The organism is Nocardia sp. NBC_00508, from assembly GCF_036346875.1.
In the GTDB taxonomy this organism is placed as follows: Bacteria; Actinomycetota; Actinomycetes; order Mycobacteriales; family Mycobacteriaceae; genus Nocardia.
This window is the reverse complement of record NZ_CP107852.1, coordinates 4,597,384-4,618,988: the sequence shown is the minus strand read 5'-3', so window position 1 is coordinate 4,618,988 and position 21,605 is coordinate 4,597,384. Positions and strand designations below refer to the sequence as shown.

At 68.7% G+C, this 21,605-nt stretch carries 21 protein-coding genes; 8 read left to right on the top strand and 13 right to left on the bottom strand.

The annotated features are described in order from the left end of the window. Positions 1 to 366: 366 nt before the first annotated feature. The 3 genes from OHA40_RS20420 to OHA40_RS20410 form a co-directional block, all read right to left on the bottom strand. Entirely contained in the window at positions 367 to 1,521 is a 1,155-nt protein-coding gene (locus OHA40_RS20420) for a hypothetical protein (RefSeq protein WP_330228499.1), read from the bottom strand. 328 nt (positions 1,522 to 1,849) lie between these two features. Beyond that, positions 1,850 to 2,308 (bottom strand): nitroreductase family deazaflavin-dependent oxidoreductase, encoded by a 459-nt coding sequence (locus tag OHA40_RS20415; RefSeq protein WP_330228498.1) that lies wholly within the window; start codon positions 2,306 to 2,308, stop codon positions 1,850 to 1,852. Positions 2,309 to 2,695: 387 nt separating this feature from the next. Then, entirely contained in the window at positions 2,696 to 3,076 is a 381-nt protein-coding gene (locus OHA40_RS20410) for a hypothetical protein (protein WP_330228497.1), read from the bottom strand. Between the two features lie 280 nt (positions 3,077 to 3,356). On the opposite strand from OHA40_RS20410, the gene OHA40_RS20405 reads away from it, so the two are divergent. The 3 genes from OHA40_RS20405 (at position 3,357) to OHA40_RS20395 (ending at position 5,354) form a co-directional block, all read left to right on the top strand. Then, complete coding sequence (locus OHA40_RS20405; RefSeq protein ID WP_330228496.1) at positions 3,357 to 3,617, top strand: hypothetical protein; 261 nt, start codon at positions 3,357 to 3,359, stop codon at positions 3,615 to 3,617. Between the two features lie 103 nt (positions 3,618 to 3,720). Beyond that, positions 3,721 to 4,623, top strand: coding sequence for a hypothetical protein (locus OHA40_RS20400; protein WP_330228495.1), 903 nt, complete (start codon positions 3,721 to 3,723; stop codon positions 4,621 to 4,623). A gap of 86 nt (positions 4,624 to 4,709) precedes the next feature. After that, positions 4,710 to 5,354, top strand: a complete 645-nt coding sequence (locus OHA40_RS20395; protein ID WP_330228494.1) for a DUF2461 domain-containing protein — start codon at positions 4,710 to 4,712, stop codon at positions 5,352 to 5,354. Positions 5,355 to 5,452: 98 nt separating this feature from the next. Here OHA40_RS20395 and egtD read toward each other — a convergent pair whose 3' ends face one another. From egtD to egtA, 5 genes are all read right to left on the bottom strand, one after another. After that, complete coding sequence (egtD, locus tag OHA40_RS20390) at positions 5,453 to 6,421, bottom strand: L-histidine N(alpha)-methyltransferase (protein WP_330228493.1); 969 nt, start codon at positions 6,419 to 6,421, stop codon at positions 5,453 to 5,455. Between the two features lie 17 nt (positions 6,422 to 6,438). After that, positions 6,439 to 7,245, bottom strand: a complete 807-nt coding sequence (egtC, locus tag OHA40_RS20385) for an ergothioneine biosynthesis protein EgtC (protein WP_330228492.1) — start codon at positions 7,243 to 7,245, stop codon at positions 6,439 to 6,441. 144 nt (positions 7,246 to 7,389) lie between these two features. Then, positions 7,390 to 8,736 (bottom strand): ergothioneine biosynthesis protein EgtB, encoded by a 1,347-nt coding sequence (egtB, locus tag OHA40_RS20380; protein WP_330228491.1) that lies wholly within the window; start codon positions 8,734 to 8,736, stop codon positions 7,390 to 7,392. Beyond that, entirely contained in the window at positions 8,733 to 8,870 is a 138-nt protein-coding gene (locus OHA40_RS20375; RefSeq protein WP_330228490.1) for a hypothetical protein, read from the bottom strand. Before OHA40_RS20375 ends, egtB begins: the two co-directional genes overlap by 4 nt. 112 nt (positions 8,871 to 8,982) lie before the next feature. Beyond that, a complete protein-coding gene (gene egtA / locus OHA40_RS20370; RefSeq protein WP_330228489.1) occupies positions 8,983 to 10,329 on the bottom strand; it encodes an ergothioneine biosynthesis glutamate--cysteine ligase EgtA in 1,347 nt (448 codons plus the stop codon). A gap of 177 nt (positions 10,330 to 10,506) precedes the next feature. On the opposite strand from egtA, the gene OHA40_RS20365 reads away from it, so the two are divergent. Then, entirely contained in the window at positions 10,507 to 11,691 is a 1,185-nt protein-coding gene (locus OHA40_RS20365) for an aminotransferase class V-fold PLP-dependent enzyme (protein WP_330228488.1), read from the top strand. A 112-nt stretch (positions 11,692 to 11,803) separates the two neighbouring features. Next, the gene (locus tag OHA40_RS20360) at positions 11,804 to 13,456 is read left to right on the top strand and encodes a fatty acyl-AMP ligase (protein WP_330228487.1); all 1,653 of its coding nucleotides are present in this window, start codon (positions 11,804 to 11,806) and stop codon (positions 13,454 to 13,456) included. A 155-nt stretch (positions 13,457 to 13,611) separates the two neighbouring features. On the opposite strand, the gene pth is transcribed toward OHA40_RS20360, so the two are convergent. Both pth and OHA40_RS20350 read right to left on the bottom strand, forming a co-directional pair. Beyond that, the gene (gene pth / locus OHA40_RS20355; protein WP_330234292.1) at positions 13,612 to 14,199 is read right to left on the bottom strand and encodes an aminoacyl-tRNA hydrolase; all 588 of its coding nucleotides are present in this window, start codon (positions 14,197 to 14,199) and stop codon (positions 13,612 to 13,614) included. 15 nt (positions 14,200 to 14,214) lie between these two features. Continuing rightward, positions 14,215 to 14,811, bottom strand: a complete 597-nt coding sequence (locus tag OHA40_RS20350; protein WP_330228486.1) for a 50S ribosomal protein L25/general stress protein Ctc — start codon at positions 14,809 to 14,811, stop codon at positions 14,215 to 14,217. Between the two features lie 306 nt (positions 14,812 to 15,117). Here OHA40_RS20350 and OHA40_RS20345 point away from each other — a divergent pair, with 306 nt between their 5' ends. Then, positions 15,118 to 16,761, top strand: a complete 1,644-nt coding sequence (locus tag OHA40_RS20345) for a peptide chain release factor 3 (RefSeq protein WP_442943769.1) — start codon at positions 15,118 to 15,120, stop codon at positions 16,759 to 16,761. Between the two features lies 1 nt (position 16,762). Here OHA40_RS20345 and OHA40_RS20340 read toward each other — a convergent pair whose 3' ends face one another. Further along, complete coding sequence (locus tag OHA40_RS20340) at positions 16,763 to 17,299, bottom strand: nuclear transport factor 2 family protein (protein ID WP_330234290.1); 537 nt, start codon at positions 17,297 to 17,299, stop codon at positions 16,763 to 16,765. Between the two features lie 431 nt (positions 17,300 to 17,730). After that, a complete protein-coding gene (locus tag OHA40_RS20335; protein WP_330228485.1) occupies positions 17,731 to 18,603 on the bottom strand; it encodes an Abi-alpha family protein in 873 nt (290 codons plus the stop codon). Between the two features lie 239 nt (positions 18,604 to 18,842). On the opposite strand from OHA40_RS20335, the gene OHA40_RS20330 reads away from it, so the two are divergent. Further along, positions 18,843 to 20,117 (top strand): hypothetical protein, encoded by a 1,275-nt coding sequence (locus OHA40_RS20330; RefSeq protein ID WP_330228484.1) that lies wholly within the window; start codon positions 18,843 to 18,845, stop codon positions 20,115 to 20,117. Continuing rightward, positions 20,108 to 21,001 carry an Abi-alpha family protein gene (locus OHA40_RS20325; RefSeq protein WP_330228483.1) on the top strand — a complete coding sequence of 298 codons (894 nt, stop codon included), beginning with the start codon at positions 20,108 to 20,110 and terminating at the stop codon, positions 20,999 to 21,001. Before OHA40_RS20330 ends, OHA40_RS20325 begins: the two co-directional genes overlap by 10 nt. On the opposite strand, the gene OHA40_RS20320 is transcribed toward OHA40_RS20325, so the two are convergent. Continuing rightward, positions 20,998 to 21,591, bottom strand: coding sequence for a TetR/AcrR family transcriptional regulator (locus OHA40_RS20320; protein ID WP_330228482.1), 594 nt, complete (start codon positions 21,589 to 21,591; stop codon positions 20,998 to 21,000). The two genes, OHA40_RS20325 and OHA40_RS20320, sit on opposite strands and share 4 nt — an antisense overlap. Positions 21,592 to 21,605: the final 14 nt, after the last annotated feature.

Genomic DNA, 21,605 nt, shown 5'->3' with positions numbered 1-21,605 from the left:
GACAGCGCAGTCCGCCGTGGTCATAGAAGGGTTCGGGAGCGTCACTCTCCCGGGGGCGGCCCGCTTCACCGGGTAGACGTTGTCACTCGTGTTGGATCGCCACGCCGCACGCATCGGGCGGGATTTCGACCTGCTGCACTTTCTCTGGGTAACGCGCTATTCGGTATGAGGGTGCGTTCGGCGTCGGCGTGGGGAGTGCCGGTGCCTGGTGTCGCGTCGCAGTCCAACCTCTGCAAGTTCTGTGGTGCTCCCGCTGCAGGCGACGCCGACAGCTTGTCATTCGTTGATCTAGTGAGTTCCACAGCAGCGCTGGCCTTTTCGGGAGGAACGGGCTGCATACGAGTGCACGCCAGGGCGCGGGGCCGCTCAGCGGTGCCCGCCGGTGTGATCGTGGGAGCAGGTGTCGGTACGGCGGCCGTCCACGGTGGCGGCCGCCTGCCCTGCGCCGTGGCCTTCCAGGGCCGCGAACGGTCCGCACTGGTTGGCGGTGATCCAGACATGGACCATCGGATTGCCCGCGCCGGGGTTGATCGAGTTGGGCGGGCAGTTGCCCTGGGCGTCGGTGACACCGGCAACCTGAGGACCGTCGGCGCCGGTCTTCCAGCAGAGGTCGTCGTGGACGTGCCACTGCATCAGGGGCCCGCCGTAGTCCACCAGCTCGGTGTCGTCGATCTTCTTGCCCTTGGCGATGTACATCGCCGAGACCAGGGTCCGATCGGCGCCGTCGACCCGGTAAACCAGTGACTCCGGGTGGGTGGCGTCAAGGAAACGGTCGTCGCGGATGTAGCCGGTGTTGATGTAATGCTCGTAACCGGTGGCCGAGTCGCCGATGGAGCGAAAGCCCAGTGCGCCGATGGAACTGACGTCGGCGAACGCGGGCAGCTGGTCGAGGGTGCTGCGAATCAGGGCGGTCGCGCGCTGCTCCTGCGCGGCGGTCACGCCCGGCACGCCGGACACATCGACCGGGGGCGCCGGATCCCACGGCCGCGGCCATGCGGTGCCGGTCCCGTGGTCGGTGTGGTCGCCGCCGGCATGAGTGTGGTCGCCGGCGTCGTGGCTGTGCACGTGTCCAGCGCCGCCGAGCATCGCCGCGACGGCGAGGGCGCCTGCCAGACCGGCGGCGGTCGCGGTCGGTGCCGTGGGCAGTGCCGCCCTGGGGCGCGCCAGGGTGACGGTTGCACCGGCGATCGCGAGCAGCCCCAGCGCCGCGCACGTGCTGTCGAGGAACTGCGGCGCCTCCGCCGTGTCGAGGCCGTCGGGCCAAGGCAGCCCCGCGAACCGGGTGTACCCCCAGATCACCACCGCGACGAGGTTCACCCCGATCACCGTGACCGGCATGGCCTTTCGCGTGCTCACCGACGCCAGCAGCCCGGCCGCGCATTGTGCTGCCGCGAGCACGACCATCAGCCGGGCGAGGGTGGCGTGCTCGGTATGCAGTCCCGCGGCGAACAGGTGCAACGCACCCGCCCCGACCGACGCCGCACCACCGAGCAGCAGGAATCCGTTGCGCCCACCAGTCATGTTCGATCTCCTTCGTTCGCCCTGGACGCTACTGGGCCGGGTCGGGCGTCGCTCCCATGACTTGTGAGAGTTCTCTGTGGTTTTCGCGCGGCCCTTCTGCGTGCGCGGTCATCGGCATTATGGGAAGTTCAAACCCCTGCGACTCCTGGCCCCACATTCGGTCTCATCGGCGCCACCTGACGGTGCGAGAACACCGCCACTGAACGCTGCGAGTCACAGCGATTCCGGCCGACCGGGTTGGTGTTCAACAAGCGATCCGTTCTCGCCGACTCGTTGTCTGATCCACTGTGGTCGCAGGGCGTTGCGGACGACGATTGCGTCGGGGCGTTTACGAGCGAGGTTGGGTCTGCGGAGTGAGCAGGACGATTGGGATCATGCGGTCGGTCTTCTGCGCGTAGTCGTCGTAGAGGGGGAAGATCTGTGCCATCTGGGTCCAGAGGGGCTCGCGCTCGGCTGCGGACGCGACCCGGGCGTGGGCGGTGAATCGGTGGGTGCCGGCCTGCACTCCGACGCTCGGGTTTGCCAGGAGATTCTTGAACCATGCCGGGTCATCGTCGGCGCCACCTTTGGAGGCGACGACGACGAACTCGTCGCCCGAGCGGCTATAGATCAGGCAGGTGCGGCGCGGCTGCCCGGTCTTGCGTCCGGTCGTGGCGAGCACGAGCGTGTGCACCCCGTTGTTCTCGTGTCCCTCGGTGCCGCCCGAGGCCAGGTAGGTGCGGGTTTGTTCGGCGACCCAGTCCCATTGCGAGTCGGTGGCGCTGTCAAGGTCTTCGGCGACGGCCATGTCGGCGGTCCTTTCTAGGTGTGTGACGTGTGGGGTGACCCGGCGGTCTCGTGTCGAGGCCCGTGTGGTCCTGTTTCTTTGTCGCGCGGCCACGGTGGCCGCATCTGCCCTGGGAACGGAGCTGGCAGGCGGTTCTCGACATCCTGGGCCACATCGTCGTCGAGAACCCCACTCGGCACCATGGTCTGCGCTCCCCACGGATGGGTTGCTCCACTACTACGAGCTCGCCGTCGCACAGGCCGAAACTCCGGTCTCGCTCACCAAATACCCGCACCGCGCCGACGACTGCCCCGACTGGCTCACCTGAGCACGCCGTCCTCTGCGTGGTCTCGGGACGTTGGTCTTCGACAGTGAGCACGTGGCCGTTTCGAACCGCACGGGAAGCGGCTACAGGACGTTCGGTCCCCCGGAGTCTCTCGCTGCTCCACCGCCGGGCGCCCCATCCGGTGTTGGCCGATTGCGGGCGGGTGGGTAGATGGGCTCCGGGCGATTTCCGAACAGATAGTCTCGGAAAGCCCGCAGATACTCGTCCAATTCCTGTTGGTCGAAAAACCGAGCTTGCGTCGGGTCGAACCATTCGTTCGGCGTCGGGTGCCGCGCGATCATGTAGTCGAGAGCTTCGCGCATCATGTCCCCGTAGGCCGAATTCGTGGCGACGCGTCCGTGTTCTATCCGGGCAAGTCGCCGCATCTGGTCGGCCAAGCCCGCGGAGTGCATGATCACGAGCGGAAAGTCTCCATCGAGGTGGTACGCAAGCGGCTTGGGCACGCCCCCACCGAGACCACCCAGGTCTACACCCAGCGCTCAACGCTTTCGCGATCACCTTCGAAGGCCGGATCGCCCCGACCGGTAACTAACCAACACCGAGGTCGGATCCACCCTTAATCAGACACTCCCCAACGATGCCAATCGCAAGCTAGTTCGATGCGAGTACATGGAGTTACCCATGTGCTTGCGAAACCAGCTGTTGCGTTGAAGGTGCGTTGGACATGTCGGGTGTCGCGTCCTGCAACCGTTAGTTGCGGCGAGGAGCGGGGATACTGGGGGTATGGACCGTGACCCGTTGGAAAACGAGATGGGGGATGACGACCAAGAGGACGAGATCCGCGAGTATCAGCGCAACATCGAGGATCCGCCCGAAGATCTGACCATCCGCTACCACGAGAACGAGGACGACGGCAGGCTCGGCATCGGTGACGAGCTCGACCAGGAATGGACACAGAGCGACGGCCGCGCCGAGCAGGACGAAGCCGACGACCGGTCCGCCGAGGTGGCCGCGATCGAGATCGTCAGCGAGGAGGACCTCTGAGCGTGCCCCGGCCCGGTGCGCCACACCGGCGCAATCGGGTATGACGACGAGTTCGCCGTGGTAGGCATAGGTGGCGTGACCGGGACGATACGAGGAGGGTGCGATGAGCACGCCGAAGGATCCGGGACCGACGGACGACGCGCAGCGCCCATCCACGTCGCCGTCGTCGAAGCACACCGGGGACGCGTCCGGCGGCGAATCCGCACAGCCGCCGACCGGGGATACCCCGTCGTCGGCGCCGGGCGGCGAATCCGCCGAGGAAGAACCGACGCCCACGCAACAGCCATATGAAGGCGAGCCGGGTCCAGTCGAAGGCCAGCCCGCCGCGCAATGGTGGCAGCCCACCGGCGCGCCGCCCGCTGGCCCGTTAGGCGGGCAGTGGGGCGCGGAACCCAGCGGGCAGCCCTCTGAACCGCAGCAGTGGGGCGCCGATGGCCGGAGCGGTCAGCAATCGTGGGGAGCCGAACCCGCCGCACCGGGCCAGCCACCGGAAACCCCGTTGTCCGGCTCCGCACCGCAACCTCCGAGCGACGAGTCGACGACGCCGTTCACGCCGGGTGATCAAACGCGGTACGGGTCGGGCGGTCCACCGCAATACCCTCCAGGCGAGCAGCCGCCGTATCCCCCGGCCGGGCAGCCGCCTGCCGATGCTCAGCAGCCCTACCCGCCGAGCGGTCAACCGCAGTACCCGTACAACTATCCCCCGGCGGGGCCGCAGCCGCCGCAGTACGGCTACCCGTCCTACCCGCAGCAGGGGTACGAACCCTATGCCACCCCGCCCCGGCAGTCGGGTAGCCAGGTGTACTCCATCATCGGATTCGTCTGCGCGGTGACGGCGGTGTTGTTCTGCCCGATCTTGTTCGGCCCGGCCGGGATCGTGCTCGGCGTGATCGGGCACAACAAGGGGGAATCGCTCGGCAAATGGGCCGCCATCGCGTCGGGCGTCGGGATGGTGATCGGCTTCATCGTCGGGTTCGTCATGTTCGGCGGAGAGTTGACGACGTAGATTTCCCGTATGCGTCGATTCGGTGTAGTCCCGTTGGCAGGCCTGGGTTTCCGCGAAGACCGTACAGCTGCGATCGAGGCACGATCATGACCGGATTCGCAGGCTTCCCCCTTATCGGATTGGACTTCTACGAAGATCTCGAGGCCGACAACTCCAAAGCCTTCTGGACGGCGAACAAGGAGACCTACGAGCGCGCGGTGAAACAGCCGATGACCGCGCTGGTCGCCGACCTCGAACCGGCCTTCGGGTCCGCCAAGATCTTCCGGCCGTACCGCGATGTTCGGTTCGCCAAGGACAAATCGCCGTACAAGACCGCCCAGGGCGCCGTGGTGCGCGCCGCTCCGGGCGTCGGCTGGTACGTCCAGATCGGCGCCGCGGGGCTGTACATCGGCGGCGGCTTCTATCAGGGCTCCCCCGACCAGCTCACGCAGCTGCGCGCCACTATCGATGACGACGTGCGCGGACCCGAGCTGGCGGCGATTCTCGGGAAACTGGCCGAGGCGGGCTTCGCGATCGGCGGCGAGAAGCTGAAGACCAAGCCCAAGGGCTACGACGCCGACCATCCGCGCATCGACCTGCTCCGGCACAAGTCCCTCACCTGTGGAAAGGAATTCGGGGCGCCCGCATGGCTGGAGACGCCGCGGGCGGCGAAGGAAGTGCGCGCCGCCTGGGAGACGATGCGGCCGCTGATCGAGTGGCTGGCCGCGGTGGTCGGCGGTGCGCCGGCGTAGCGCGCGCCACCGACACCGGCCTGGACGTCATCGAGGGCGACGACCCGCCCGGTGCGCCGGACGAGGCGACCCGCCCCGCCCGGCGCACCGGCAGACGGTCAGCGGCGTTCGGCGAGCACCAGTGCGAACCGCGCGTCCGGATCGGTCCACACGTTCTGCGTGGCGAAGCCCGCGGCGGCGAGTTCGGCGTCGAGGCGCTCGGCCCGGAATTTCGCCGAGATCTCGGTGCGCAGCTGCTCGCCGCGGGCGAAGCCGACGGTGAGATCGAGGTCGGCGACCGTGACGGTCATGTCCTCACTCGCCTCCAACCGCATCTCGATCCACTCCTGCACCGGGTCCCAGACCGCGACGTGCCGGAATTTCGCCGGCGCGAAGTCGGCGCGCAAGCGGGAGTTCAGCACATGCAACACGTTGCGGTTGAACTCGGCGGTGACGCCTGCCGCGTCGTCGTAGGCGGGGACCAGCACCGCCGGGTCGATGACCAGCCCGGCGCCAAGTAGCACATGCTCGCCGGGCTCGAGCACGTCGTGGATTCGGACCAGGAACTCGGCCCGTTCCTCGGGGACCAGGTTGCCGATGGTGCCGCCGAGGAAAGCGATCATCCTGCGGCCACCGCGCGGCAGATTCTGCAGCGTGTCGGTGAAATCGCTGACCACACCGTGCACGGCGAGGCCAGGGAACTCGGCCGCGACCTCGTCCGCCGTGACCCGCAGCGCCGACGAAACATCCTGCGGCACATAGGTCTTCAGCGGGCCCCCAGCGCTCAGCGCGGTGAGCAGCAACCGAGTCTTGGCCGCCGAACCCGCGCCGAGCTCGACCAGCACCTCGGCCTGCGCAGCACGGGCGATCTCGCCGACCACCCGCTCCAGGAGGGCGCGCTCGGTGCGGGTCGGGTAGTACTCGGGCAGCTCGGTGATCCGCTCGAACAGCTCGCTGCCCTTGGCGTCGTAGAACCACTTGGGCGGCAGCCACTTCGGGTTCGCGGTCAGGCCCAGCCGGGCGTCCGAGCGCAGAGCCGCGGTCAGGTCGTCGTCGGTGAGGTGGATGTCCAGGGTCGCTGCGGTCATGGCAGGGGCCTTTCGGGTCAGAGGAGGGTGTCGACGGACAACTCGCCCGGCCTGGCGGTCACCAGGCTGCGGTCCGGGATCGACCGCCAGCGGGGGTCGTCGTCGAACGGTTCGGAGGACACGATCGCGAAGTCGTCGGTGACCAGCGCCGACAACGAGTGGTGGCAGGTGGTCGCCCACAATTGCGCACCGTCGGAGAGCAGGAAGTTCAGGCGCGCCTCCGGCGCCCGGTCGAGGATCGCGGAAACGAGCAGCCGCAACGCCGCCGGAGCCGCGGACCACTCGCCGTCCGGCGAACTGGTGGCCAGCAGATCGCACAGCAGCACCCACAGCGTGGCGGTGTCGGTGGCGGACTCCGCCTCCAGCAGCCGCGCGGGGGTGAACAGTTCCTCGGCGCCGAGTTCGGCGGCGATGAGCGCGAACTCGGCGGCCACCGCGGTCAAAGTGCGGCGCCAGTCCGGAACCACGCCGTTGTGGCTGAAGGCCCAGCGGTCCCGGGTGAACGGCGCGCAGGCGGACCGCTCCACCGGCATGCCGACCGTCGCCGACCGCACCGCGCCGAGCATCGCGGAGGATTCCAGCTGCGGCAGCACCTCGTCCACCGCAGGATCGGTCCAGATCGGCGCGGCGTTGCGATACCGGCTGACGGTGACCACGTCTTGCACGGTGTGCCACCAGGCGACGCCGAAACCATCAGCGTTGATGGTGCCGCCGCGGCGCATATCCCGCGGGGCCCACGACTGGGTGCGCAGCGAATGCGATCCGAGCGTCAGCATCTCACCGACACGCACCGACGGACCGACATAGCCCAGATGTCTACACATGGGCGCCCGCCGGTTCCGTGGGTGTGGGGCGCATGCGGGTCGGTTCGCACGGCCCCCCTGAGCGTCGTCCGCGCACACCGCCGCGACGGCCGGACGTGCCACTGCCAGCGGTGAGCTGCGCACCGAGACCATGACGAGGCCGGCTCACTCGCCTTCTCCCGGTCGCAGATCGCGCGCCAAGCGGAAGCCGGCGAAGATCTGGCGACGAATGGGATGGTCCCAGTTACGGAAGGTGCCGCGGCAGGCGACCGGATCGGTTCCGAAGGAGCCGCCGCGTAGCACGCGGTAGTCGCCGCCGAAGAACACCTCGGAGTACTCCCGGTACGGGAAGGGGCGGAAGCCCGGGTAGGCCTCGAAACCCGACGCGGTCCATTCCCAGACGTCGCCGATCAGCTGGTGCACACCCGCGGGAGACGCACCGGCGGGATACGCGCCGACCTCGGCTGGTTCCAGATGGTGCTGCCCCAGATTCGCGGTGGTGAGGTCGGGATCGGCGTCACCCCAGGGGAATCGGCGTGACGCGCCGGTGGCCGGGTCGAATCTGGCCGCCTTCTCCCATTCGGCTTCGGTGGGCAGCCGCTTGCCCGCCCAGTTCGCATAGGCCTCGGCCTCGAACCAGCACACGTGGACAACCGGCTGACCCGGCCGCAGCGCGGTCATCACCCCGAACACCCGCCGCCACCAACGCCCGGACGGGTCGCGCTCCCAGAATTGCGGTGCGACAAGACCGGCCGCCTGTCGGTGTGCCCAGCCGCGCTCGGACCAGAGTTCGGGACGCTCGTAGCCGCCGTCGTCGAGGAAGGCGAGGTACTGCTCGTTGGTCACGGGTGCGGCATCGATCGCGAAGCCGGGAACCCACACCTGATGGGCGGGACGCTCGTTGTCCAGCGCCCAGGCGTCGGTCGAAGTGCCCATGGTGAACTCGCCCGCGGGGACGACGACGTCCGCGCCCACGGCCGCCGCAGCGCTCGGCGCGGCCGCCGCGGAGAGCACGGCGACGCCGGCGCGCAGCTGGTGGGTGGCCAGCATGGTTTCGTCGTGCTGCTGCTCGTGCTGGGCGATCATGCCGAAGGCGAAACCGCCGTCGACCAGTGGCCTGCCCTGTAAGTCGCTGCGCTCCAGCACATCCCACACCTTGTCGCGCACGGTGCCGACGTAACCGCGGGCCTGCGTCGGGTCGAGCAGCGGCAGCCCGGGCCGGTTGGCGCGGGCGTGCCTGAACGCGTCATAGAGTTCGTCGATGTCGGCGCGCACCGGCTCGCGGCCGCCGACGTCGCGAACGAGCCAGAGTTCTTCCTGATTGCCGATGTGCGCGAGATCCCAGACCAGCGGGCTCATCAACCGCGAATGCTGGGCTACCAGTTCGGCTTCGTCGACACAGTCGGTGAGAGTGATGGTGCGCTGCCGTGCGCGCGTGAGTACCTCGGCGATCCGGTCGCGGAGTTGTTCGGTGCCGGAGTGGTCGGTCGGGGCGGGATGTGAAGTGGTCACGGGAAACGTCTCCGAGAGTCGTGCTGGTCGGCGTCGTCGCGGCCGGTGGAGTCACTGCGGCTACGGGTGATCGGGCTCTTGCTGTCCTGGTCGACCGGCGTGCGGTCGACGATGCGTGGGAGGTAGGTCGTCACGGGGCCGCTCCCGGAGGCTGTGTGCCGGCACCATCCTCGGCCGGGATGGGACCGCGGCCCATGCGGGCTCGGTCGGCCGATGCTTGGTCGGCAATGCACGGCAGGTTCCTCGTCATCGGTCGGCTCCCGGAGGGTCTGCACCGACACTGTTCACGATGTCGTCCTCGGTCGGGATGCGACCGCTGCGACATCGTTCGGCGGCGGATTCGACGGCGCGGGCCGCCTGCTCGGTCGCCGCATGCGCTGCCGCGAGCCGCAGCAGGGCGACCGCGCCCGCCCGGATGTCCGGGTCGGCCAACCCGGAGCGGGCGGCGTCGACCCAGCGATCGGCGAGCGGCGCGGCGAGCGAGGTCGCCTCCGCGACCACCGCCGGGCTGGACAGGAGCGCGTCGATGACGTGGACCGGAACGGTCCACGCGTCGCCGGGCTGAGCGTCGATGTAGCGGACCTCGAGATGACCCGAGGCGCGCACCGGTGGGAACAGCGTGGTCAGGTGATAGTCGAGATCGCCGGTATCGGGGCGACGGCCCACCTCGTCGTCCAGCGCGCCGGACAGCCAGTCGGCGAAGGTCGCGCCGGGCGGTGCGAACCATCCGCCGTGGTGGCCGTTACCGGGCTCGCCGGCGTCGTCGGGTCGGCGCACGCACAGCAGCGGTACGTCCAGCGCCCATCTGCCGTACGCGGCGACCGGGTCGGCCCAGTCCAGCACCTGTGGGCGGGTTCGGGCGTTGTCCAGCCGGAGCCAGGCCCGCATGCGCTGGGACGCCCACGTGCCGGGCGGCGCGCCGCGCAGGGCGGGCGAACAGGCGAAGGCCGCGAGTAGGGCGGGACCGATCGCATACAGCGCGGTCCAGCGCGCGGTGACCTCCGCGCGGTCGCCGCCTGCGTCGACGCTGACCTGGGTGGCGGCGGTATTGCACATCATCAGCTTGCCGAACGGCCCGATGCCGCCGAAGGATCGCTCCATCGCGCGATAGCGCGGCAGCTGAAGCAGGCGTTTGGGGCGGCGATCCGCGTCGGCGGCGAGGGAAATGGGGCGAATGGACCGGGATTCGAGAAGTTCCCGCAACAGGCGGGCATCCTCGCGCAGCCGGTCACACAGCTGCGCGGCAGTACCGTAGGGGGCACTGGAGAGTTCGATTTGACCACCGGGCTCGAGAGTGACCCGGCTGCCCCCCGGCAGAGCGAGCGCCGGCGAATCAGCGGCGATGGACCGCGGTGCGTACGGTCCGAGGGCATCCGCCAGAGCAGACAGCTGCGGACGCGGAGCGGCCGAAGGGCCGGAGGCCGAACACTCACCCTGCACCGTGAGCCATTCGAGTTCGGCGCCGATCAAGGCGGGTGGTCCCAGCTTGAAGCAGACGCCGCCGATATACGCCTCCGCCGCCGCGCGGGTGGACAATTCCCCCTGCTCGGTGGCACAACTGGCCGTCTGGAGTCTCTCGAGCGTGACCGCCATGCCAACCTCCACTGGGCGTCCGAGATGTAGTCCGCTGCTCTTCGGTTATCGCCGCGCGGCTCGGGCGTATTCCCCTCCGGGACCCACCTTTCGCGCGCGGCGTCCATCCAGCGTAGCCACGAAGACCGACAAGAAACCGACATGAAGCCGAACAATCCACCCGTTAAGGTCGGCTGCATGCTGGATGACGATCGCGTACGAGCCGACACTCCCGGATGCGTTTGCGGGCCCGGACCAGGTCCCGTTTTCCTCGACAGCGCAGGTTCGTCGCTACCGCCCCGGGTCGTCACGGACACCGTCATCGCGCATCTGCGCCGGGAAGCCGAGATCGGCGGCTACCGCGCCGCGAACGAGCGTCTCGACGACCTCGCCGACGTCAAGACCGCGATCGGCGCGCTGATCAACGCCGAGCCGACGAGCATCGCGCTCAGCGACAGCGCTACCCGCTCCTGGGCGGATTTCTTCTACTCCGTCCCGCTCTCCGCCGGGGACCGCATCCTGGTCTCCGAGGCCGACTACGCCAGCAACGCCATCGCCGCGCTACAGCGCGCCCGCGCCACCGGCGCAACGGTGGAGACAATCCCCAGCGACAGCAGCGGACAGATCGATCTCGACGCCATGACCGCGCTGGTCGACGAACGGGTCAAGCTGGTCTCGGTGCTGCACGTGCCGACCAACGGCGGCCTGGTGAACCCGGCCGCCGAGGCGACCAGGATCGCGCACTCGGTCGGCGCGCTGGTGCTGCTGGACGCGTGCCAGTCCGCTGGACAGCTGCCGCTGGACGTGGCCGAACTCGGCGTCGACGCGCTGTCGGCCACCGGCCGGAAGTGGCTGCGCGGCCCGCGCGGCACCGGATTCCTGTACCTGCGCCCGGAGTTGGCGCGGTCCATGGAACCCGAGCGGCTCGACCTGCACAGCGCGGAATGGACCGGCCCGAGCGATTACCGGCTCGCGCCCGACGCCAGCCGCTTCGAGTTCTGGGAATGCGACGTCGCGGGGCGGCTCGGCCTCGGCGCCGCTGTGCGGTACCTGCTCGACCTCGGTCCGGAGGACGTCTACGCCGCGATCGCCGCCCGCGCCGAACACCTGCGCAAGGCGCTGCCCGAGATTCCCGGCGTGACGGTGCGCGATATCGGCATACGGCACAGCGGCATCGTGTCGTTCACCGTCGACGGCGTCGACCCCGCCCAGGTGCGCGACCGGCTGCTGGCGCAGGACATCACCGTCACGGTCAGCCACGCGAGCTCGACCCTGCTGGACATGACCGGCCGCGGCCTGGCGTCGGTCGTGCGCGCCTCGCCGCACTGCTTCGTCGGCTTCGACGAACTCGACCGCTTCGTCGCCGCGGTGGCGGCGCTCTAGTTCCGGCTGTCGACCTGCGCCCCCAGAAAGGGGGTTAACGCCGCGCCGCGATGGCGGGATAGTTGGGGGAGGCCGGTTCCCGGCCGACGGTTTGGTGGTGAGGAGTGGGACGTTGAGCAGGTTCACCGACGAGATGTACGCGACAGCGCAGACCACCGAGCGCGGGCTGGTGACCGGCGAGCCGGCTGCCCCGCTGCGGCGGACCTGGGCGGAAATCCATCTGATCGCCCGGCGCATGGCGGGCGGATTGGCCGAGACGGGCATCGGGCACGGCGACGCCGTCGGCGTGCTCGCCGGCATGCCGGTCGATATCGCCCCGGCCTGCCAGGCCATCTGGATGCGCGGCGCGTCGATCACCATGCTGCATCAGCCCACACCGCGTACCGACCTGGTGGTCTGGGCCCGCGACACCGAGACCGTGCTGACCATGATCGACGCGCGGGCCGTCGTGCTCGGCGCGCCGTTCGAGGCGGCCGAGCCGCTGCTGCGCGAACGCGGCATCACCGTGGTGCGCATCGACCAGCTGCCCGAGGGGCCCGACATCGATCCGGTGCCCACCGGCGAGGACGACATCGCCTTGCAGCAGTTGACCTCGGGCTCCACCGGGTCACCCAAGGCGGTGCGGATCACCCACGCGAACTTCTTCGTCAATGCCTACGCCATGTTCGACCGGGTGAAGTTCCAGCTCGACGACGACGTCATGGTCAGCTGGCTACCGCTGTTCCACGACATGGGCATGGTCGGATTCCTCAGTGTGCCCATGCAATTCGGCGCCGAGGTGGTGTGCGTGACGCCACTGGACTTCCTGACCAGGCCGCTGCTGTGGGCGGAGCTGATCAGCAGGTACCGCGGAACCGTCACCGCCGCACCCAATTTCGCGTACTCGCTACTGGCCCGGCGCTTGCGGCAGGCCGACGACGGCGCGTTCGACCTCAGCAGCGTGCGGTACATGTGGAACGGCGCGGAACCGGTGGACCCGGACACCATGGAAGCCATGGCCGCGGCCGGAAAGCGCTTCGGGCTCAACCCGATGGCCCTCACCCCGGTCTACGGCATGGCCGAGACCACGCTCGCCGTCTCGGTTCCCGACCCAGGCCACGGACAGGTGCTCGACGTGATCGACGCCGATCTGCTCGAGGCACTCGGCAAGGCGGTGCCGGTGCCGGACGAGCACGGGCATCCGGCTCACATCCGCCGGTTGCCCACGCTGGGCTACCTGGTCGACCACTTGGAAGGCCGGATCGTCGACAGCGAACGCCAGCCGCTGCCGCCCCGGTCGGTGGGCGTGATCGAGTTGCGCGGCCCCGCCGTCACTTCCGGCTACATGACGGTGGACGGCCTGCGCCCCGCGCAGGACGCCGACGGCTGGCTGGACAGCGGCGATATCGGCTACTTCACCGATGAGGGCCTGATCGTGGTGTGCGGCCGGATCAAGGACGTGATCATCATGGGCGGCCGCAACATCTATCCCACAGACATCGAGCGCGCGGCGACCAGGGTGTCCGGCGTCCGGCCCGGCAATGCCGTCGCGGTCCGGTTGGACGCGGGCCAGAAGAGGGAGACCTTCGCGGTGGTCGTGGAGAGCAACAGCCACCAGAACCACGAGGAGGTCAAGCGCATCCAACACGAGATCGTGCACGCGGTGTTCTCCGAGGTGGGCGTGCGGCCGCGCACCGTCGCGGTGCTCGGCCCCGGCGCCCTGCCGAAGACCTCGTCGGGCAAATTGCGCAGATCCGCGACGGCGATACACCTGCCGCACGGCTGATCCGCCACTGAACGGTGGTCGTACGTGGGGCCACTCGCACACGAATCGCGTCCGGCCGCTTCCATCGCGCCAACGCGATTATCGTTGTGCGCGTAGGCAATCAGCCACTATCCAAGCGGAACGGTGCTGCGCGGAGCAGCGAGCACTCTTGCGGCTCAGTGCAATTGGTTCTGCGCGGTCTCCAAGCCGACGCGCAGCAGCAGTTCCACCGCGTCGGCGGCCTGCTCGACGATCACCGGCACCTCTTTGCGTTCCGGTGCCGAGAACGGCTTGAGCACGTAATCAGCCGGGTCCTGCCGGCCCGCCGGGCGGCCGATGCCGATCCTGGTGCGCAGGTAGTCCTTGGTGGTCAGGGCGCTGGAGACGGAGCGGAGCCCGTTGTGCCCGCCCTCGCCGCCGCCGCGCTTGAGGCGGATCGCGCCGAACGGCAGGTCGAGCTCGTCGTGCACGACGATCACCTCCGTCGGCGGCACGGAGAAGAACTTGGCCAGCGCGGCCACCGCCCGCCCGGACAGGTTCATGAACGATCGCGGCTTGGCGATCAGCACCTGGCGGCCGTCCAACCGCGCCTGCAGCAGGTCGGCGCCGGACTTCTTGTGCACACCGAAACGGCCGCCGACGCGCTGCGCGAGCACGTCGGCGACCAGGAAACCGACATTGTGCCGGGTGCGCTCGTATTCGGGGCCGGGGTTACCCAATCCGATGACGAGTGCGGGCCCGGTGGACGATTCGGTGTTGTTCAGCGCTCTGGCTTTCGGTTATTCCGCGGTCTCGCCCTCGGCCTCGGCCTCGCCCGCGGCGGGCTCGGCGGCCGGGGCGGCGATGACGTTGACGATCAGAGTCTCCGGGTCGGCGGCCAGGGTGACACCGGCAGGCAGCGGCACCGCGCCCGCGGTGATCTGGGTGCCCGCCTCGACGCCCTCGACGGAGACCTCGATGGCCTCGGGCAGCTTCAGCGCGTCGGCCTCGATGGAGATGGTGGTGGCCTCCTGGGTGACCAGGGTGCCCGCGGCGGCGTCGCCGACGACCGTGACGGCCACGTCGGCGGTGACCTTCTCACCGCGCTTGATGATGAGCAGGTCGGCGTGCTCGATGTAGCGGCGAATCGGGTGCACCACAACAGATTTGGTCAGCGCGAGCTGCTTCTTGCCGTCGATGACGAGGTTCAGCACCGCGTTGGTGCCGTGCTCACGCAGGATGGCGGCGAACTCCTGGGCGTTGACCGACAGGTGCTGCGGGTCGGTCTGGTGGCCGTACAGCACGGCGGGGACGTTGCCGGCACGCCGGGTGCGGCGGGCGGCGCCCTTGCCGAACTCGGTGCGTACAGAGGCTTCGAGAAGGTTGACGTCGGACATGACTGGATCTACTCCTACGGCTCTTCCGGGCGGTCAGCGTTTACCCGTCAGGGGTTGCTCACGCCTGACCGGGGTGGTCTACTCGTCGGGGCGAAGACCGAACGAGGACGGCCGGAAGCCGCGCCGCGTCGATCACGGTGTCGCAAATCTGGTCTGCGGTCACCCTCGCCGAGACAACCCGAACACCATACCCCAGCGCAGGTGCGCTCTATGCATCGGGTGGTTACCGACGGATCGACTCCGGTTCCCATCGGTCGCGTACGCTGGCGTGGTTGCCGATCGGTCGTCTGCGAAAGGTTTTTTGCGTTGAGCGCCTCCCCTGAGGGTGTCGTCGCGCCCGCCCCCCGCGGGCTGCCCGCCGAGGTCGCCCGGCGGCGCACGTTCGCGGTGATCTCCCATCCCGACGCGGGCAAGTCCACGCTCACCGAGGCGCTCGCCCTGCACGCCAGGATGATCTCCGAGGCGGGCGCGATCCACGGGAAGGCCGGGCGCAAGTCCACCGTCTCGGACTGGATGGAGATGGAGAAGGCGCGCGGCATCTCGGTGAGCTCGACCGCGTTGCAGTTCAACTACCGCGCCGCGGGCTCCGACGTGGACAGCGTCATCAACCTGGTGGACACCCCCGGCCACTCCGATTTCTCCGAGGACACCTACCGCGTACTCACCGCCGTCGACGCCGCGGTGATGCTGATCGACGCGGCCAAGGGCTTGGAGCCGCAGACGTTGAAGCTGTTCCAGGTGTGCCGCCACCGGGGCATCCCGGTGATCACGGTGATCAACAAGTGGGACCGGCCGGGGCGGGCGCCGCTGGAACTGCTCGACGAGATCGACGAGCGGATCGGCCTCACCCCCACCCCGCTGTTCCTTCCGGTCGGCATCGCGGGCGACTTCCGCGGCCTGCTGCGCCGCGGCCCGGACGGCGTCCCGCTCGAATACATCCACTTCACTCGCACCGCGGGCGGCGCGACCATCGCGCCGGAGGAGTCGCTCACCCCGGAGTCCGCCGAGGCGCGCGAAGGCGAGCCGTGGAACACCGCCGCCGAGGAGAGCGAACTGCTCTCGGCCACCGGCCAGGACCACGACCAGGAACTGTTCCTCGCCGGGCAGACCTCGCCGGTCATCTATGCGTCCGCGATGCTGAACTTCGGCGTGCGGCAATTGCTGGAGACTCTGGTCGCGCTCGCGCCCGCGCCCGGCGCGCGCCCGGACCTCGCAGGCAAGCCACGCGAGACCGGCGACCCGTTCAGCGCGGTGGTCTTCAAGGTGCAGGCGGGTATGGACGCCGCGCACCGCGACCGGCTCGCGTTCATGCGGATCGTGTCCGGCGAGTTCGAGCGCGGCATGGTGGTCACCCACGCCCAGACCGGACGACCCTTCGCAACCAAGTACGCGCTGACCGTGTTCGGCCGCGAGCGCGCCACCGTCGACATCGCCTACCCGGGCGACGTGGTCGGGCTGGTCAACGCGACCGCGCTGGCCCCGGGCCACACGCTGTTCGTGGACAAGAAGGTGGAGTTCCCGCCGATCCCGTCCTTCGCGCCGGAGCACTTCGCGGTGCTGCGGGCGCGGAGTGCGGGCAAGTACAAGCAGTTCCGCAAGGCCATCGACCAGCTCGACTCCGAGGGCGTGGTGCAGGTGCTGCGCAACGATCTCCGCGGCGACGCCTCCCCCGTGCTCGCGGCCGTCGGTCCGATGCAATTCGAAGTGGTCACCGCCCGGATGCTCACGGAGTTCAACGTGGAGACCACGATGGAGCATCTGGGCTACACGCTGGCCCGGCGCACCGACGCCGCGTCGGCGGACGTACTCGGGCGACAGCGCGGGGTGGAGGTCTTCACCCGCTCAGACGGTGCGCTACTCGCGCTGTTCAGTGACAAGTGGCGGCTGCAATACATCGAGAAGGAACACCCGGCGCTCACGTTGGAGCCCCTGGTGGCCACCGCCGACTGAGTCAGCCGGCGGTGGGTTCGGGCCGCTCGGTCCGCACGGTGGGGGTGCTGGGTTCGCGTTCGACCGAGGCGATGCCCTCTTCCCGGGCTATCAAGCCCCAGCGGCTGGAGGTCAGCCGCAGGCTCGGCAGGTCACTGAGCGAGAGCACTACCTCGTAGGTGCGCTCATAGCCGGTGTGGGAGATCCGCCAGCGTCCGTCGTCGCAGCGGATGTAGCGGTCGTTGTAGAAGGCCGCGCCGCGCAGCAGCATGTTGTGGCCCGGAATGAGCACCGTGTCGGCGAGGTACCAGGTGCCACTGGCGGCGTCCCCATCGACATCGATCTCCGGGTGGTCGCATCGGTGCTCGGTGATCACGTGCGGACCGAGCGTATTGCGCATGAACGCGATGAACGCCTCACGCGATTCGAACTGGAGATATTCGCTGTAGGTCGCGGTCGCCTCGGGGATCATGGTGTCCGCGAATTCATCCCATGATTTGGTGTCGAGCGTGCGAAGATAGCGGTACTTCAGCCGGCTGATCGCCGCTACGTCGTTCACTTCCCGCTCGTCGTCCCGGCCGCCTGCCGATCTCGGATCGCCGCGCACCTGCCCGAAATCGATCGGCCCCGCGTCGAAACGTAGTCGCGCGTCCGTGCGCCGAGCGCCGCGGTTCTGCTCATCGGCGCCCCGGTTGCCGCGCTCCGGTCGGCCGCCGCGCTCCGGCCGGTCCTGGTCGATGTCCCGGGTACTCGGCTCCGGTCCACCGGGATCGATTCCCACACTGCCGCGCGTTTGCCGGCCCGGGTGGAATCCCGGGTCGTCGCGCCCCTGTCCACCGGAGCTCATGCCCCGGTCAGTACGCACTTGCGCAGCGACGCCCACACCGGGGTCGCCGCGCTCTTGCCCGCCGGTTCCCTGATCCATACCCTCCACAATCCCACCCCAGGTCTCGAATTGGGAGGGTTGTATCAGATTGCTATCAGACCCGATCAGCTTCCGATCGTGAAGCAGGTGCGGCAGAAATCCTCGCCGAACTCGGTGAGCCGGAGACTCTTGCGGACGATCTTCGGCGCCCGGCCCGCCTTCTTCAGCGCCGCCTCCACCACGGGCTGGACTTCGAGCACCATGTACCGGCTCAGCACGACCGGATCATCGGAGGTCAGTGTGAGTCCGAGACGGTTGAGGTTGATCAGGTACATCCGCGCGCGGTCCGGGTAGCGCACGCCGGCCTGCTCGGGCACCGAGGTGAGATCGCCCTGCACGAGTTCCGAGCCGATCCCCAGCGGACGGTTGGTGCGCACGTCCACCGACGGTTGCGGGCCGTTGAGCGCCATGAAGCGAAGAATGCGCGCCTCGTCCGGAGCGAGCTCGTCGAGGATGCGGTCGTAGGCCGGGTGCACGTCATCGGTGAAGTAGACGTCGGCGGACCTGGCCAGCAGCGCGTCACCGCGACGGCGCAGTTCCTCGGTGGTAGCCGAGCGCAGGTGCGAGCCGACCGCGAGCGCCTGCTGCGCGCCGTTGGACGTCGGGACGTAGCTGACGATCTCCCGCACCGAACCCTCGGTGACGCCGAGGGCGCTGCGGGCGATGGAGCGCAACGCGTTTCCGGTTCGCTCGGCGATCTCGGCCGAGGATTCGCCGTCCAGCGCGGCCTGCGTGATCTCCTTGGTGACCTCGAAGGTGGTGCCGACGGCCCATTGGCTGCCGCGCACGACCGTCCCCGCGGCCACCCCTGCCGCGCGGAAAACGCCGCGGATCAGCCGCGCTTCATTGCTGATCTGCCGCTGTTCGACATCCGAACTGCGCTCGACGCCGCGGGAAGAGGCCCGGGCCACGTCCTGTCCGGTCCTGTCGTCTGCCACGTTTTCTCCGATATCGCCGGGTGAACGGATCCGCCCACAGACTACTTCCCCTTGTGTCGCCGGTCATTCGCACCGCCTGACTCGGACAGTGTGTCGGGCGCACGGCGCACAATAGGGTTTCTTTGCCGAGGGGGTGCTAGTTTTGGGTGCCGGTGAGGCGGCGGTCACCGGTGTATCGGCAGGAGGGTGTCGTGTTAGAGAGCGTATTCGGAATCCACCCCACGATCCTCCTCGAGCTCGTGACGATACCTCTATTCACCGGAGTCATCGGCTATATCACCAACTGGACCGGCGTGCTCATGCTGTTCAAGCCGGTCGCCTTCCACGGCTTCCGAGTTCCCGGTCTGCGCGCGCTGTACCCATTCCTGCCCAAGCGAATTCAAGTTCTCCCGCTGCTCAGCTACGACGGCCGATTCGGTTGGCAGGGCATCGTCCCCTCACGCGCGGACAAGATGGCCAGCATCGCGGTCGACAAGGGCCTGGCCAAACTCGGCAGCGTCGCCGACTTCTACCGCGAGCTCGAGCCGGACAAACTGGCCGAGCATCTCGCGAGCATCGCCGACGCGCAGATCAAGGACATCGTCGAGGACATCCTGAAGCGCGAGCATCCGCAGCTCTGGTACAACCTGCCGGCGCAGGTGCGCGAGGTGGTGCACGAGCGGGTCCGCCAGCAGTTGCCGGAGATTCTGCGCGAACTCACCGAGGAATTGGGCGCGAATATCGATCAGCTGCTCGACGTGAAGCAGATGGTGATCCGCTACTTCCAGGCCCGGCCGCATCTGCTCAACACGCTGTTCCAAGTGCTCGGCGCCAAGGAACTGCGTTTCATGCAGAACTTCGGTTTCTACTTCGGCGCGCCGATGGGCGTGGTGCTGGTCGCCGTCCTGCATCTGACCGGATGGTCCAGCCTGGTCGTGCTTCCGATCGGCGGCGTGATCATCGGCTGGGTGGTCAACTGGATCGGCATCAATATGATCTTCGCGCCCGCCTATCCGAAGTGGTGGTGCCCGTGGCGGCAGGGCCTGCTGATCAAACGCAAGTCCGAAATCACCGACGGATATGCGGAATTGGTTTCCAGCCAGGTGATCACGGTGGCGAATATCGGCGACGAGTTGCTCAACGGTCCGCGCTCGGATCGCACCATGCAGATGCTGGAGGACACCTTGCGTCCGGCCGCCGACCGCGCGCTCGGGCCCGCGCGTCCCGCGGTCAAGTTCATGCTCGGCAGTCGCGAATACGACTCGTTGCAGGCCACGTTCACCACCGAGGCCATGGCCATCGCGCCGATCGCGTTCGCCGACCCGGAGTTCAACGTCCGCCAGGGCAGGCAGATCAACGAATACATCGCCAGGCAGATGTCCGTGTTGTCGCCCCCGGACTTCGTCGACATGCTGCGCGCCGCGATCAAACAGGACGAGTGGCTGCTTTTCGTCCATGGTGGTGTATTAGGGCTGTTCGCCGGATACGCTCATATCCTGATCTTCGGAACGGGAGTGGCGACATCATGGCTGTAGCGGGTCCGGACGACGGCGATCTCGAGGCCGTCGAGCACCGCGATGCGACGGAGGCGAACGCCGAGCCGTCACGGGCAATCGCCCGGCGGCCTACCTCGGACCTCACCCGCACCGACGAATTAGCCAGACTGGCAACGGTTCCCGCGGCCACCGTGCGGGCCGCGACGGGCGTCGCCCGGGTCGCGTGGAGCGCCGTCACGGGCGTGACCGCCTGGGGTGTCGGCACCGCGGTCGATGTCACCTCTACCGTCGTGCGGCGCAGCATCGAGGGAACACCGCCCCGAGAAGTGTTCGCCGAGGCCGAGGCCGAGGTCCGCGCCGCGATGCGCAGGGCGCTCGGCATCCCGGGCACCGCGGAACCGCCCACTCGGGAGAGTGTGCCGACGCTGCGCGAGCAGGGCGCCGCGCTGCTGCGGTTGTCGGCCAGCGCCCACGGCGAGGACGACAACCACCCGGCCTTCCCGGGCATGCTGGCCGAGCTGACCCCGGACGAGGCGCGCATCCTGCGCTTCCTGCACTTGGACGGGCCGCAGCCCTCGGTCGACATCCGCACCGGACGCCCGCGCGCGCTCGGCGCGGAACGCGTCGGTTCGATGCTCACGCTGATCGGCGAGCACGCCGGCCTGCGCTTCCCGAACCGGATTCAGCAGTACCTGACCAACCTGCGCAGACTCGGTTTGGTCGAGCACGCGCGGGAGCCGATCGGCAACCCGAACCGCTACCAACTGCTGGAGGCGCAGTCAGCGGTCCGAGAGCTGCTGAAGCGTTCCGGATTCGGCACCAAGGTGATCTACCGCAGCGTGGTCCTCACCGACTTCGGCGCCGACTTCGTGCGCAGCTGCCTGCCGGTGGCTGTGCAGGACGGACGCGCCTCCGGGCACTAGGTCCCCCACCCCCGCATCGCCATCTCGGCCACCCGCTCGAGTTCCGCCCGGCTCGCGCCGTCCCTGGCCGCCTGCGACATACCCTGCATGATCGTGGCGACGTAGCGAGCCAGCGTGCGCGCGTCCGGATGGGCCGGTAGCAGGCCCGCGTCGATATCGGCCTGAATGCGAGCGGCGAACCTGTCGGCGTTCCAGTTGCGCATATCGCGGAGCAGGTCGGCTATCTCGGTGTTGGTGGTGTTGACACCCGCGCTGATCACCAGGCAACCGTGCGGGCAATCCGGCCGGGTGTACTCCGTCGCCGCCTCGTGCAAGATCCGCGCAACCGCCGCCTCCGCGGTCGCCTCCTCGGCCAGCGCACGCGTGACAAATCCGCCGTAGCGTGCGCCGAAACTCGCGACCGCCTCGCCGAACAGCGTCTTCTTGTCACCGAACGCCGCGTAGAGGCTCGGCGCCCCGATGCCCATGGCCGCGGTCAGGTCGCCGATCGAGGTGGCTTCGTACCCGCGCGCCCAGAACAGCCGCATGGCCTGATCCAGCGCCGCGTCCCGGTCGAAGGATCGGGGTCGTCCCCGGGTCGTGGTACCCATGCCCAGAATTTTAT